Annotated in this window: 13 protein-coding genes; 5 read left to right on the top strand and 8 right to left on the bottom strand. The window is 42.1% G+C overall.

All coding sequences use genetic code 11. From position 1 onward, the window contains the following. Nucleotides 1–16: 16 nt before the first annotated feature. From bamG to RG47T_RS24090, 7 genes are all read right to left on the bottom strand, one after another. Nucleotides 17–1348, bottom strand: coding sequence for a BamG family beta-barrel-assembly machinery protein (gene bamG / locus RG47T_RS24120; protein WP_074492585.1), 1332 nt, complete (start codon nt 1346–1348; stop codon nt 17–19). Continuing rightward, a complete protein-coding gene (locus RG47T_RS24115; protein WP_074492582.1) occupies nt 1341–2081 on the bottom strand; it encodes a type III pantothenate kinase in 741 nt (246 codons plus the stop codon). Before RG47T_RS24115 ends, bamG begins: the two co-directional genes overlap by 8 nt. Then, complete coding sequence (gene purQ / locus RG47T_RS24110) at nt 2081–2773, bottom strand: phosphoribosylformylglycinamidine synthase subunit PurQ (RefSeq protein WP_074492580.1); 693 nt, start codon at nt 2771–2773, stop codon at nt 2081–2083. Before purQ ends, RG47T_RS24115 begins: the two co-directional genes overlap by 1 nt. A 45-nt stretch (nt 2774–2818) precedes the next feature. Continuing rightward, nucleotides 2819–3805, bottom strand: coding sequence for a DUF6427 family protein (locus RG47T_RS24105; RefSeq protein WP_074492578.1), 987 nt, complete (start codon nt 3803–3805; stop codon nt 2819–2821). A gap of 36 nt (nt 3806–3841) precedes the next feature. Then, the gene (locus tag RG47T_RS24100) at nt 3842–4846 is read right to left on the bottom strand and encodes a glycosyltransferase family protein (RefSeq protein ID WP_074492575.1); all 1005 of its coding nucleotides are present in this window, start codon (nt 4844–4846) and stop codon (nt 3842–3844) included. A gap of 51 nt (nt 4847–4897) precedes the next feature. Then, nucleotides 4898–5752 (bottom strand): UDP-2,3-diacylglucosamine diphosphatase, encoded by an 855-nt coding sequence (locus RG47T_RS24095; RefSeq protein WP_074492573.1) that lies wholly within the window; start codon nt 5750–5752, stop codon nt 4898–4900. Nucleotides 5753–6226: 474 nt separating this feature from the next. Next, nucleotides 6227–6781 carry a DinB family protein gene (locus tag RG47T_RS24090; RefSeq protein WP_171972595.1) on the bottom strand — a complete coding sequence of 185 codons (555 nt, stop codon included), beginning with the start codon at nt 6779–6781 and terminating at the stop codon, nt 6227–6229. Nucleotides 6782–7080: 299 nt separating this feature from the next. On the opposite strand from RG47T_RS24090, the gene RG47T_RS24085 reads away from it, so the two are divergent. Then, entirely contained in the window at nt 7081–7740 is a 660-nt protein-coding gene (locus RG47T_RS24085) for an ion channel (RefSeq protein WP_074492568.1), read from the top strand. Between the two features lie 109 nt (nt 7741–7849). Here RG47T_RS24085 and RG47T_RS24080 read toward each other — a convergent pair whose 3' ends face one another. Next, the gene (locus RG47T_RS24080) at nt 7850–8545 is read right to left on the bottom strand and encodes a YjjG family noncanonical pyrimidine nucleotidase (RefSeq protein WP_074492566.1); all 696 of its coding nucleotides are present in this window, start codon (nt 8543–8545) and stop codon (nt 7850–7852) included. 427 nt (nt 8546–8972) lie between these two features. Between RG47T_RS24080 and uvrB the strand changes: the two genes are divergently transcribed. The 4 genes from uvrB to RG47T_RS24060 form a co-directional block, all read left to right on the top strand. Continuing rightward, nucleotides 8973–10997, top strand: coding sequence for an excinuclease ABC subunit UvrB (gene uvrB, locus RG47T_RS24075; protein ID WP_074492564.1), 2025 nt, complete (start codon nt 8973–8975; stop codon nt 10995–10997). Nucleotides 10998–11164: 167 nt separating this feature from the next. After that, the gene (locus tag RG47T_RS24070; RefSeq protein ID WP_074492561.1) at nt 11165–11413 is read left to right on the top strand and encodes a DUF4834 family protein; all 249 of its coding nucleotides are present in this window, start codon (nt 11165–11167) and stop codon (nt 11411–11413) included. Between the two features lie 9 nt (nt 11414–11422). After that, entirely contained in the window at nt 11423–11707 is a 285-nt protein-coding gene (locus RG47T_RS24065) for a hypothetical protein (RefSeq protein ID WP_074492559.1), read from the top strand. 77 nt (nt 11708–11784) lie between these two features. Next, on the top strand, nt 11785–14255 hold a 2471-nt coding region (locus RG47T_RS24060; RefSeq protein ID WP_139302441.1), incomplete at its 3' end, for a hypothetical protein.

The following is a 14255-nucleotide window of genomic DNA, read 5'->3' as shown; positions in this document are numbered from 1 at the left end:
GCATTAACAGCTGTGATTAATCGAACTTGTATTTACGGAACCACTTATCATTAAGTGTAAAACCTAAGCGAAAGTTGTAGAATTTTTCCTGTATAAGACTGTTAGCCAATGTACCACGCTGACCAATTTCGGCAGAGAAGTTTATTTTATAGAAACTTAAGCCGTTTTGGTTAGGTGCCAGCGGGAAACCAAAACCAAACGTTACCGCTTTTTGATTAATGTTGGTGTTGCTCACATTTACATAAGTTTTTTCGTAATTGAAACCTAAGCGGTAATCAATTGCTGCAAAGTAATTGTGCAACTGGTTGGCGTTTGGCGTAATCTGGCCACCAACGTTAAATGTCTGGGTATTTTGCAGCCCCTGGTTTACACCGGCAATACTTAACTGCGACCAGTTACCTATGCTATAATCTGCACCTATTAAAAACTTGCTGTCTCTTTGAAAAGAGATACCGAAGTGGTTAATCAATGGCAGTTTTATTTTTCCGTTGCTCGATACATTATTAACAATAGTATCAGCAGCTGTACTTTCATCGCCTGTTGTAAAATTTTTCTGGTACTGGCTTGCCACAAACTTATTTTTGGTGTTAAGATTGGTTGACGCAGAGCCAGAATAACCAAAAGTAAGGTGATCCCCTTCTTTAAGGTCGAACGAGAACTGTGTACCAAAATCATAGTTAACACCACCAACCTGGTTGCTTTCTTCCAGGCGTGTGTTAAGCGCACCATATAATGTAGGAGTTTCTACAGATCGATATTGCTGCAGGTTACCAAATATGTAAGAAACATTACCACCCAAATGAATGTGCTTGCCCAAAGTAAAGCCGTAACCTAAGTAAGCTTTAGATAAACCGCCATCGCCGTTGTAAATATTGTTAATGGCATTGGTATCAGATGGCAGGCTTGTGCCATAGTTTGATTTGGTTTGTACAAAATTATAACCCATTTCTGAGTAAGGTTGTAAACCAAAGCTCAAGGCCGAACTTTTGGTTACCGGTATACCAAATGCAATATGGCTTAACCTGAAGTTACCATTGCTTTGCGACTCGGACCCGGTTTGTTTAAGGGTAACAAAGCTGCTGTAAACACCAACATCAATAGTAGTGAAATTGATAAAGCTGTACGAAGCCGGGTTTTGTGAGTTGATGTTATTGTAACCGTTTATGCGGTTAATAGCGGTAGAGATACCACCCATTGCAGCAGTTTGCGGCAAAAGGCCATCGGCCAGTGAACCTAAACCATATCTTGAATAAGGGGAACTAGTAGTAGCAGTTGATTGGGCCATAACCACTGCAGAAGCAGACACAGCCACCAGAAATAGTACTATAAAACGGATATATTTAATCATTATGTTCTTTAATAACTGCGTTTAAACCCCGTAAAACAAGGTAAGGTTCAATTTTTATATAGGGGGCAAAGATGCTATTTTTCAATAGAGTATCCAAAAAAATACCGTCGCCCCCGGTTAATATAATGTTGAGGTGAGGCTGCTGCTTTTGATAGCTTTTTACAAACCCTTCTACCTCGTATTTTATGCCATTTTGCACTCCCGAAACCATGGCCGATATGGTATCGTTGCCAAAGCTGCCGTTAAATGTTTCGTCTTTGTTCACCAACGGTAAACCGGCTGTATAATTGTGCATAGCCTTGTAGCGCATGCTTAATCCCGGCGAAATACTGCCGCCTGCATAATTTGTACCGGCATCTACATAATCATAAGTAATGCAGGTGCCTGCATCAATTACCAAACTTGCCTTACCCGGGTATATGGCTGCTGCACCAGCTACGGCGGCAAGCCTATCCAGCCCAAGCGTTTGTGGTGTACGGTAATGGTTGTGCACCGATTTTGCCATCTGGTAATTAAACAGATATAATTTGGTTGCCTTACTGATTTGCTGCTGCCAGTCGTGATCTTTTTTCACCGATGATGCAATAACTTTGTCTATTTGGTAGCTGGCAATAATATGGTTAATAGTACTTGCGTCTGCTACCTCCTGCCGGTCAAACCATACCATTTCCTGATCATTAAAAACGGCCAGCTTTGTTTGCGTATTACCGATATCAATAACCAGGTTGGGCATTAAGCTTTAACCAATGACAGTATAGATTCAAAAATCACTAATCCGTGCTGGTTGCCTACCAATGTTTCTGCAGCACGCTCGGGGTGAGGCATTAAGCCAAACACGTTACGGGTTGGGTTACAAACACCAGCAATATTCTGGATAGAACCGTTAAAGTTAGCTGCATCGGTTACGTTACCGTTCTCGTCGCAATATCTAAACAATACCTGGTCGTTATCGTTCAAAGCCTTAAGGGTATCTTCATCGGCAAAGTAGTTACCTTCGCCATGGGCTACCGGTATCTTTAATGCCTGGTTAAGATCGGCCTGTGCTGTAAGCATTGAGTTATTAGTCTCGGGCTTTAAGTAAATATTGTTACAAACAAACTTACGGTTGTTATTGTGCAGCAACACGCCCGGCAATAAATGGGCCTCAACCAGTATCTGGAATCCGTTACAGATACCCATTACATAGCCGCCGTTAGCAGCAAACTTTACCACCTCCTGCATAATTGGCGAAAACCGCGCAATTGCACCAGAGCGCAGGTAATCTCCAAAAGAGAAACCGCCTGGTAAAACAATAAATTCGGCACCTTGCAAATCATGGTCTTTATGCCATAACCTAACAACCTGCTGACCTAATACATGCTCCAATACATAAATGATATCCTCATCGCAGTTGGAGCCCGGGAAAATGACTACGCCAAACTTCATGTTACAAAACTAATACAACACCTTGAACCTGAACGAATGTAAAAGTTAAAAAGTGTTAAACTGGAAATAAATTATACTGGAAACCAGCAACAAAAACAAAATTTCATAAAACCAGCGCTTGGTTGCATACAAAAAGTAGTAAGCAAAAAACACCGCTGTGGGCACTGCACATAATAAAAAGTGGCTTAACCTAAACTCGGCCTTCACATAAAAGGCCAGTGCGCTTATTATAAAAAGCAGCAGTAACAACTGGTACGATTTACGCACCTGCACGTAACTTTTATAGAAAACCTGCCTTACTTTAAAGAAACATAGTATAAAAATAACCGCTACAGGCACTAAAATAAGGTAGCTGTACTGGTTAATATGAATACTGTTAGGAAACCGCGTGCCCAACGGCAACCAAATAGTATAAAAAGTACTGAGCCTGTTATTGAGGTAATAATACACCGCCAGAAAGAAAAACACGGTTACGTAGCCGAACAAGCTGGCCATCCAATCGCGGATATCAAAGGGGCGAAAAAGCAGGAGCGCTATCCATACGATCAATATGAGATAAATAAAAGGCAGGTAAATAAGCGACCCTACGGCTACCATCATACCCAAATCATATGCGGTTGATTTGGCATCGTTGGTTTTATAAAGTCCAAACAATTTAAATAGCATCCACAAGATCAAAAAATTGCAGATGAGCGGCGGGCTCAGGATCAAAAAAGGCGTAAATAAGCTCGAGGCTACAACAAACATCAGCCCCGGTAAAAAGCTGGGCTTGCCCAAAAGATTGTAAAAGTTAATGAGATAATTAAGCAGCAGCGCCTGTGCAAATACCAGCACTGCGGCCAGCAAAATATTAGCCGAAGGCGAAAAATAGTTTTCGTAAGCTACCGGTACCAGCGTACGGGTAAAAGGTTCAACAAAAATAAAATCGAGGTGATCTGGTGCTTTGATAATGTAACCCAGGCGCATAACAAGCAATACTAAAGCCAGCCATATAACATTAAACGGGTTGTATATTCTGAAAAGATTGATCATTTATGAACGCTGGCACAAAGATACCACAAAAACCGCTTATGCTAAAATCGGTTGTGGCCGGGCGTACTGTTTTACCATGTTGTCAACTATTTGCGCAGTCTCATCTTTAAAATCTACCACAATCTTTTTGTCGTCGGCTATCCAGCTTTGCAGGTGTGCGTTAAAATGATTATCAATGTGATGCACCACCGGTACTCCTAGTTTAGAAGCAGCCAAGGCATTGCACTGCTGCTCATACTGCCCCCGCATGGGTATCATCATTACCTTTTTGCCTAAATAAAGCGCTTCGGCCGGGCCCTCGAAACCACCGCCGGTAAGCAAACCCGCGCAACTGGCCATACTTTGGTTAAAGCCATCGTTACTTACAGGCAGCACGGTTACGTTACCTTCTCTCAAGGGTATTTTTTGACGTTTAGAGAAAATCTGCCACTCCACATCATTCACTTTGTTAAGCTGCTTGATCAATGTTTTGTCATCATAAGCCGGCAGGTAAACCGTGTAATGGCCCTTATCTGAAATCTCCAATGCACGGATTTCACTTCGGATTACCGGGGTATGAATAAAACTATCATAAGCCTCAAAGTGGAAGCCAATATGATACGTGGTGGGCGAATAATATTTCAAAAGCCATTCGGCATAATTCCACCTGGATGGACGGGGTGTTTTGGGCGACACAAACGAGCACTGGTGACTTAACGATACCGACGGGGTCTTTTGCAGCTTACAGGCCCAGGCGCTTACCGGTTCAAAATCATTCACAATCAAATCATATTGTTGCAACGGCAGGCTGTGCATATCTTTCCAGAGTTGCGGCAGATTCATGATTTTATAGGTTGCCCATTTATCAACCCCACCATGAGTGCCGAATACAAAACTGAAACCGTGGTATTGGTATTTAAGCGGCTGCGATAAGGACACTTCGGCCTGGGTGCCGCTCACCAGCAGGTCAACCTCGCCATACCGCTGCAACAGCGGCACAATTTCGCGGGCACGGCTAATGTGTCCGTTACCTGTACCCTGTATGGCAAATAATATTTTCATGATTAAACCGGCTGTTGAAGCAAATATAGCGCGCTTTTATTCATAAAGCGTTTAACCGGCTTCTTGTTTAAATCTTTCTAAAAGATTTTTCACATCCAGTTTGTCGTCCAGGTCTTCGGCATCTGTCTTATCATCTTCATCCGGTTCGGTGGTAAAATCGGCAGGCAGGTATTTAAAAATCTCCCATTTACCATCATTGTACTCTAATGCGGTAAGGCTCTCTACCCAGTCGCCGCTGTTGAGGTAAAGCACAGTACCGGGGTTGTCAGTAGCCGTTATTGTCCTAATCTCGGCATGGTGAATATGCCCGCATATTACGTAATCGTATTTTTTATCTATTGCCAGGTCGGCAGCGGTTTGCTCAAAGTGATTGATAAACTTTACCGCATCTTTAAATTTGCCTTTTATTTTTTGCGAGAAACTCATTTTTTGGCGGCCCATAGCAGTAAGCAGCCAGTTGGTCATGCTGTTGATTATAATTAAAGTATCATAGCCAACTGCACCCAGCTTGGCCAGCCATTTAGAGTGCTGCATGGTAACGTCAAATACATCGCCGTGAAAGATCCATGCTTTTTTGCCATCGAGATTTAGCACAACTTTATTCATAAGCTGAAAGGTGCCGAGGTTAAAATCAGCAAACTTACGCAGCATCTCATCGTGGTTACCAGTGAGGTAATAAACAGGCACACCCTCGGTAACAAATTTAAGAATGCGGCGCACCACTTTCATATGGCTTTCTGGCCAGTATGATTTACTAAACTGCCATATATCAATGATATCGCCGTTTAATACAAGAACCTTGGGTTTGATGCTTTTGAGGTATTTGAGCAATTCTTTAGCGTGGCAGCCGTATGTGCCCAAATGGACATCAGATATAACCACGATATCAACTTCGCGTTTTGCCATTAATTAAGCGTATAATTCAAGGCCGGGTTTTACCAGCTGTACGATGTTATACTAGCGAGGTGTTAAAGTTCGTCTTCCTCTTCGTCAACCATTAATTCATAAGGGCTAACGTATAAGATGGCTAACAACAGCACCAGGCCGGTTACGATTAAATAAGCAATGTTGAAACTCATTTTAACCTTTTATTAGTGACAAAGTTAAGTTACTGAAATTATCTTACTGTTAAGACGGTATTAAATATCAGGATGTTACAGTTGGTGAAAACTATTTATTATCCCGCATACCGAATTTCAATTTCAGAGTTGTTTGCCTGTTTGTGTATACGATAGACTGAAGGAATAGTTGGAAGTTTAGCCTGGGTTAGTTTTTATTTCATCCACACCAAAGTTAGAAACTTGCCGTAGCGTGGGGAAAACTTGCAGTAACTAAGAAGATTCTTCCTTCGTCAGAATGACAAAAGAGATCAATGTAAAACTAAAACTCTTTTACTTCCTGTACAGGTTGCGACGGAACATTTTCGTCAAAGCTCTTTTTGATCCGCTCCAGTTGTTTTAAGTGATGCTCGGTATGTATGCGGGTAAACTTTAGCCATTGTTCGGCATTGAGCATACCCAGCCGTGGGTGTTTAATTTTATAATCCTGGGGGGCGTTGCGCAATACTTCCATCACACTATCCAGGCGGCTGCGCACCCTGATTAGTAAGTTACGGGCTTCCTCTTTACTGATCTTTTTAGATGCCGAAACATACATTTCCGGCATTTTAGCACGGGGAAGAATGCCCGTAAGCAAAACAAACCTCCCAAAGAGATTGGTTCCTTTAGCTGTTAGTACCCCTGTTTTACGGGCGCATTTTTCTGCAGCAATCAGCGAACTAAAGTCTGATTGCAAAATATGTGAGTAAACTTCGGCATAGCTCCAGCCGCCAATAGGCGGCGTTTCGCCAAACCGGCTATCTGTTATATCGTCCAGCCAGCTACGGTATTTATCCAGCGCCTCCTCTATCCGTTTCCGTTGTTGATTTATTTTCACTTTGCCAGGGGTATCTGCAATTATTAACAAACATGGCCCCTGCAAGTTTTCATTGATTAATAAATAGAGGCTTTAGGAATATCATTAATGGCAAAATACGTTATAAATCCACGCTATAAAATCAGCCAATTTTAATCTTTAAATGTAGCTCCGTCGGTATAAACAGACTGTTGGTCTATCCCTTTTTTTGTTTCTGTTTGTATTTGCTTTTTTTACAGAAAATCAAACACCCAAAAACTAAAAAGGCATATTATTCATAACAGCTGTACTCAATCTTTCATTCAAAAACAGCAGGCAATATGCTTAATAAATTAAGGGCCTTTATAGGCCGCAACAAATACGAAATTCTGGTAGTTAGCTTTGTGCTGTTAATATTTGGCGACATGCCGCGCAGTATGGTATTTTCTATCATCCTGCTGCCCCTGCAAAATATGGTAGTTGCCCTGTTTGTATTTTTCGACGAGAAGAAGTTACGCTACACCATTGGCAGTATGATTGGGTTAACCATCGCCATTTCATTATTTAACTGCTGCTACTTTACCCGTTTGGGCGCAGGCATTATACTCGTCATTTACTTCCTGTATTTTATCTTAATATCGCTAAAAGTATATCAGAAAATTTTTACTGCCCGCCGGGTATCAGCCGAGATGATGGCAACAGTGCTTTGCGGCTTTATACTACTTTGCCTGGCCGGGGCCATTTTGTTTATCACTATCGAAGTAAACATGCCTCATTCTTACTCAAACGTGGGTTTGGGCACAGTTCGTTTCTCTAACTTGTCGTATTTCAGTTTCACCACCCTGCTTACCATTGGCTATGGCGATATTGTACCATTAACCCTTACCGCCAAAAGGTCTGTAATGCTAATGGGGCTTACCGGGCATATCTATACCGTATTTTTAACCGGCATTATTATCGGAAAGTATATACAGGCAGAGCAAAGACATAATATTGCGTAGATACACAATACCTGTTTTTAAAAGCCCGGTCTTTCATTTCGGCAGGCACAAAGTGTTGTGCCTCTACCACAACCTGCTTTGTCTTAATTCTCTATTCTGGACCCTTTTTCTATAACATCCCCATCAACTCGCTCAAACTCCTGATCTCTATTTCAACCACATCTAGTTTCGGCAAACCGGCGGGATTAAAATATATGGCGTCTATACCAAAGTTTAGCGCACCCATTATATCGGCCTCTATACTGTCGCCAATCATCACGCTTTCGTACTTTTCTGCTCCTGCCAGTTGGAGGGCATGTTCAAAAATGGCCTTATCGGGTTTGTTTACGCCTACAATTTCAGAGATGATCACATTATCGAAGTATTGGGCCAGGTTGGTATTGCTTACCTTCATCTCGGTAGATTCGCGGAAACCATTCGAGATCAGGTGCAGGGTATACTTGCCTTTTAAATACGCCAGCGTTTCGTGCGCACCGGGGAAAAGATTGAGTTTGGTGGGGCCCAAACGTACATAATCATCTTCAAATTCAGCAGGTATCACATCGGGGTGCAAGCCCAGGTCGAGGAAAGTTTGTTTAAAACGCATTTCGCGCAGGGTATCTTTGCTAATGCGGCCCATGTGATATTCGGCCCAAAGGCGGTGGTTATGTGCGGTATAAGTCTCGATGAAACGGTCGGCCGAATGCAGACCGAGGTCTTTTAACTGATACTGATGGTAAAGCTCGTGCAAGGTTTCTTCAGCATTTTTATCAAAATCCCAAATGGTATGGTCGAGGTCAAAGAAGAGGTGGCGGTAGTTATTCATGTTGTAGATGTGCGGATATGCAAATATGCGGATGATATCTGGATGCCCGAAGTTCGAATTCGCTTTAGTGCCAAATTCTTGTCATTAAAATTACTTTTATGCCAGCAAAAGTGGAACATGAGCTTAATCAGAATTTCATAATAACTAATTAATTACAAGGAATTTAACATCAATTAGCAACTTAAAAAATGACTTTTATGTTTGCAAAATGGAACAAGTGGCACATGTGGAATGTTCCACTCATTTGCCACTGAGATAATTTGAGGATAAAGAGTTAAACGTTGATAATTGTGAATCAACAAATTATAATGATTGTTTTTTCATAAACAAATCAACAAACTAAGTTATTAACAGATAAAATATTTATCCAAAGTAATTTTTGCTAAATCAATTAGCTTTCCCTTTTAGTTATTGTATTTTTGATATAATGGATTTTAAACTAAGTTCACAATACGTTCCCTCCGGCGATCAGCCCGAAGCCATTAAACAATTGGTTACTGGTGTAGAGGCCGGCGAAAACTACCAGACCCTTTTAGGCGTTACCGGCTCGGGCAAAACGTTTACCATAGCCAATGTTATAGAGCAAACCCAGAAACCTACCCTGGTACTTAGCCATAACAAAACGCTTGCTGCACAACTTTATGGTGAGTTTAAACAGTTTTTTCCGGAGAATGCGGTTAACTATTTCGTTTCCTACTACGATTATTACCAGCCGGAGGCTTTTATACCTACCACCAATACCTATATAGAAAAAGACCTGCAAATTAACGAGGAAATCGAAAAGCTGCGTTTGCGTACCACCTCGTCATTAATGTCGGGCCGCAGGGATGTCATCGTGGTATCGTCAATCTCCTGCATCTATGGTATGGGGAACCCGGAGGATTTTTCGAACTCGGTATTTAAGTTTGCCGTGGGTACCCGCGTAAGCCGTAATGCATTTTTGCACCGCCTGGTCGAGATATTGTACTCCCGCACCACAGCCGATTTTAAACGCGGTACTTTCCGTGTAAAAGGCGATACTGTTGATATTTACCCCGCCTACCTGGATTATGCCTACCGCGTATCCTTTTATGGCGACGATATAGAAGAGCTGAGCAGCTTTGACCCAGCCAATGGTAAAACCATTGAGAAAATGCCGAACATGGTACTTTTCCCGGCCAACTTATATGTAGCACCGCGCGACAGGTTTACCAAATCTATCTGGGCCATACAGGAAGAACTGGAAATGCGTAAAAAGCAGTTCATAGATGATCAGCGCTTTTTAGAAGCCAAGCGATTGGAAGAAAGGGTTAACTACGACCTGGAAATGATTCGCGAACTGGGCTATTGCTCGGGTATCGAAAATTATTCCCGATTCTTCGACGGCCGGCAGCCGGGTGCGCGCCCTTTCTGCTTGCTGGATTATTTCCCGGATGATTACCTGATGGTGATTGATGAGAGCCACGTAACCGTACCGCAGATCCGCGCCATGTATGGCGGCGATAGGTCGCGTAAAATCTCATTGGTCGAATATGGTTTCCGCCTGCCTGCAGCGCTGGATAACCGCCCGCTTAACTTCCAGGAGTTTGAAAAGCTGGCTCCGCAGACCATTTACGTAAGTGCAACGCCGGGTGATTTTGAACTGGAAAAATCTGAAGGGGTGGTGATAGAACAGGTGATCAGGCCAACAGGTTTGTTAGATCCTGAAATTGAGATTCGCCCGATTATTAACCAGGTAGATGACCTACTTGATGAAGTGGACAAAACCATTAAAATGGGCGACCGGGTACTGGTAACTACGCTCACCAAACGGATGTCGGAAGAGTTGGCCAAGTACATGGATCGCCTCGGCATTAAGTGCCGCTACATTCACTCTGAGGTAAAAACCATGGAGCGGGTGGAAATTTTAAGAGGACTGCGCCTTGGTGAGTTTGACGTACTCATAGGGATCAACCTACTACGCGAGGGGCTTGATTTACCCGAAGTGTCTTTGGTTGCTATTCTGGATGCTGACAAAGAAGGTTTCCTTCGATCTGAACGTTCCTTGATCCAGACCATTGGCCGCGCCGCCCGTAACGACAGAGGCCGGGTTATTATGTATGCTGATAAAATTACCGACAGCATGCAGATTACGATGGATGAAACCACCCGACGCAGGGAAAAACAGGTGGCTTACAATACCGAACATGGCATTACGCCGAAAACGGTAGGCAAATCGCGCGAATCTATTATGGAGCAAACCTCGGTGATGGACTTTAAAGGCGGTGTACAAAGGCCTTATATTGAAGAAGAAAACATTGTAAGCATGGCCGCCGACCCAATTGTACAATACATGAGCAAAGGCGACCTGAAAAAGGCGATAGACAATACCAAGAAAGAAATGCTTGCCGCTGCCAAGGATATGGACTTTTTACAAGCCGCCAAACTGCGCGATGAAATGTTTGCTTTGGAAAAGAAACTGAGCGAAAAATAATGCTATAATTTGTTAATGAGGTAATTTGGTAATACTTAACACCTCATTAACAAATCATCGAATAGCTAATTGCTAAATTAGTGTCAGCAAATTGCAGCTCTGTAACAACTCGCTACATTTTGCGTTCAACATTATATACTTATATTTGTAAAGCTAAATTTTAAGATATGCTTTTGATCCGTTTTCTGATCATTTCTATATGTATCCTGTACATCCTGCGTAGTTTGGTGCGTTGGTTTCTGCCTATGCTTTTTCAGGGCATGGTAAATAAGGCGCAACAACAACAAAATGCGCAGCAACAATACAAACAGCCAAAACCTACCGGTGCAATTAAGGTAGATTATATGCCCCCGGCTCAAAAAGGCGCCATTCCAGATTCTGAAGGTGAATTTGTTGACTACGAAGAGGTTAAATAACCCTCATTAATGATACCCGAAGAATTATTTAAACGCCGCCACTACGGCACCCCGGTATTACTTACCCTGCTAATAGCAAACAGTATAGTTTTGTTTCTTATTGTACCTGCGTTTGTATCATGCAGGCACATCAGCTGGGCGTTTTGGGTAGGCTTCGCCGGGCTGGCTAGTTATAATTTTTTTACTGTACGCCGCAACCGCGAAGAATTTAATAAGGTGACAATCATTGCCTACGCTATCAGCATAGCCACTTTTGCTGCTATGTTTACCTATTACGCAGTGTTTAACTGTTAACTATCCCTTAAAAAACTTATCGTTCCTAATCTCGCTCAAATTTCTATTTTTGGGGATAAATTATTTTTTAAACACGAATGGGCAATTGGTTTAAGCGAAATGGGACACATTTCGCCATTATTGGAATTTTTATAGCAATCTGTTTCTTTTATTTTACGCCGGCTTTCCAGGGTAAAACACTTGGTCAGAATGACGTAACACGCGCGCAATCCACTCAGAAAGAGATTATGGATTACCGCGACAAAGACACTACCATTTTATGGACCAACCAGATTTTAGGCGGTATGCCCGCTTTTCAAATTTGGGCACCCTATCCAAATAACATCACAACGCATGTTATAGGTGGCTTAAAAGCAATATTTCCAAGCCCTATTGATACCGTATTATTATTTTTATTAGGGGCTTACCTTTTATTTTGCGTTTTAAAACTTAATCCCTGGCTGGCAGCAGCCGGCGCTATTGCAGTTACATTCTCTTCGTATAATATTATATTATTGGTTGCAGGGCATGCTAACCAAGCTTATGCTATCGCCTTTTTTGCGCCTATATTGGCAGGTATTATATTAACCCTGCGCGGTAAATATTTTATGGGTGCCACACTCACGGCTTTGTTTTTAGCCATAGAGATTCGTGCCAACCATATCCAGATGACCTATTACCTGCTATTAGCCATTTTAGTATTGATAATATTTGAAGTGTTTAATGCCGTAAAAACTAAAACCTTACCATCATTTGCAAAGGCCTTAGCTTACCTGGGTGTTGCCACCTTGCTTGCTCTGGCTGTAAATGCGTCAACCCTTTGGAGTACAGCCGAATACAGTAATGACACTATCCGTGGAAAATCAAACTTAACCAAATCATCAGTAAAAGAACCTGGAAACGGTTTGGATAAAGACTATGCTTATGAATGGAGCGAGGGCGTAGGCGAAACTTTTACCATCCTGGTGCCTAATCTTTATGGTGGCGGCTCCGGGCTTGCTGCACTGGATAATAATTCTGCCGTGGTAAAAGCTTTTGTCTCTAAGGGTATTCCGGAAGAGCAGGCAGTTGGCTATGTACAACAACTCGCGGGCATCGGTATATCAACCTATTGGGGCGACAAGCAATTTACAGAGGGCCCATTCTATTTTGGTGCCATTGTATGTTTTCTGTTTGTATTGGGCTTATTTATTGTTAAAAACCGTTTAAAATGGTGGTTACTGGCCGCTGTTGTATTAAGCGTGTTGCTATCATATGGCCGTAACTTCGCCTTCTTCTCAGACTTGTTCTTTAACTACTTCCCGCTGTACAATAAGTTTAGAGCGGTAGAATCGATAATGGTTATTGCGGCGCTATGTTTCCCAATTATGGCCTTCTTAGCTGTTAACGAGATTATAGTAACCAAAGACCGGACAGAGATTTTCAAAAAGCTTAAAATTGCTTTATATATTGTTGGTGGCTTTACGCTAATACTTGCTGTAATGCCAGATCTGTTTTTCTCGTTTAAGTCGGTACAACACCAGCAAATTATCCAATATTTAGCTCAGGCGCTTAAAGGTGATAATGATTTTGCTAATTCAATAGGCAATGCCATTGTACAAGACCGTATAGGCCTTGCACGTGCGGATGCGATCCGTTCACTAATCCTTATCCTGATTACTTTCGGGCTACTTTGGGCATTCATTAAACAAAAGCTTAATGCAACAGTACTGTCTTTAATACTATTGGCTGTTACGTTAATTGATATGTGGCAGATAGACAAACGCTACCTGAAAGATGAGAGCTTTGTTGCGAAAGCTGATATTCAAAAGCCACAGCCACGTGAAGTTGACCAAATTATTTTGCGCGATAAAGACCCCGATTTCCGCGTGATAGATTTAACACAACCATTGAAACAAGATGCAATTACGCCTTATTTCTATAAGTCAATAGGTGGTTATTCTGCAGCGCGTTTAAAACGTTATGACGAATTGCTGGATAACCAGATGAGCAAAAGTGTTAACCAGGATGTATTAGACATGTTGAACACCAAATACATCATCAATGCCGACCAAAAATCGCAAACTTTAAGCATGCAGGCTAATGCTACGGCTTGCGGCCATGCGTGGTTTGTAAAAAGCGTGCGTTATGTAGATAATGCCGATCAGGAAATGCAGGTGATTAGCAGCTTTGCACCCAAAGATGAAGCCATTGTAGACAAAAAGTTCCGCAGTGTAATTGACGAAAAACAAACTTCGGTTGATCCATCTGCCAATATCACTTTAACCAGTTACTCACCAGATCATTTGGTTTATCAAAGTGGCTCTACTGCTACCATGATTGCTGTATTCTCTGAAATTTATTACGATAAAGGATGGAAGATGCTGATTGATGGTGTTGAGAAACCCTATTTCCGTGCCGATTATATATTACGTGCCGCACAAATACCGGTAGGTAACCACAAGATCGAGTTTATCTTTCACCCGGCATCATACTATACCGGCGAAGGTATTTCTTTAGCAGGATCAATATTACTGGTATTAGCTTTGGGTGGTGTAGTTTATACGGAAACCAAGAAGAAACCTGTTAA

This window comes from Mucilaginibacter polytrichastri, from assembly GCF_001911425.1.
Taxonomy (GTDB): Bacteria; Bacteroidota; Bacteroidia; order Sphingobacteriales; family Sphingobacteriaceae; genus Mucilaginibacter; species Mucilaginibacter polytrichastri.
Note: the sequence above shows the minus strand (reverse complement) of the source record. Positions and strands in the feature narration are given on the sequence as shown.

Excerpts from the sequence above, each read along its gene's own strand:
- bamG (WP_074492585.1), bottom strand. The coding sequence starts at position 1,348 with ATGATTAAATATATCCGTTTTATAGTACTATTTCTGGTGGCTGTGTCT.
- RG47T_RS24115 (WP_074492582.1), bottom strand. The coding sequence starts at position 2,081 with ATGCCCAACCTGGTTATTGATATCGGTAATACGCAAACAAAGCTGGCC.
- purQ (WP_074492580.1), bottom strand. The coding sequence starts at position 2,773 with ATGAAGTTTGGCGTAGTCATTTTCCCGGGCTCCAACTGCGATGAGGAT.
- RG47T_RS24105 (WP_074492578.1), bottom strand. The coding sequence starts at position 3,805 with ATGATCAATCTTTTCAGAATATACAACCCGTTTAATGTTATATGGCTG.
- RG47T_RS24100 (WP_074492575.1), bottom strand. The coding sequence starts at position 4,846 with ATGAAAATATTATTTGCCATACAGGGTACAGGTAACGGACACATTAGC.
- RG47T_RS24095 (WP_074492573.1), bottom strand. The coding sequence starts at position 5,752 with ATGGCAAAACGCGAAGTTGATATCGTGGTTATATCTGATGTCCATTTG.
- RG47T_RS24085 (WP_074492568.1), top strand. The coding sequence starts at position 7,081 with ATGCTTAATAAATTAAGGGCCTTTATAGGCCGCAACAAATACGAAATT.
- RG47T_RS24080 (WP_074492566.1), bottom strand. The coding sequence starts at position 8,545 with ATGAATAACTACCGCCACCTCTTCTTTGACCTCGACCATACCATTTGG.
- uvrB (WP_074492564.1), top strand. The coding sequence starts at position 8,973 with ATGGATTTTAAACTAAGTTCACAATACGTTCCCTCCGGCGATCAGCCC.
- RG47T_RS24070 (WP_074492561.1), top strand. The coding sequence starts at position 11,165 with ATGCTTTTGATCCGTTTTCTGATCATTTCTATATGTATCCTGTACATC.
- RG47T_RS24065 (WP_074492559.1), top strand. The coding sequence starts at position 11,423 with ATGATACCCGAAGAATTATTTAAACGCCGCCACTACGGCACCCCGGTA.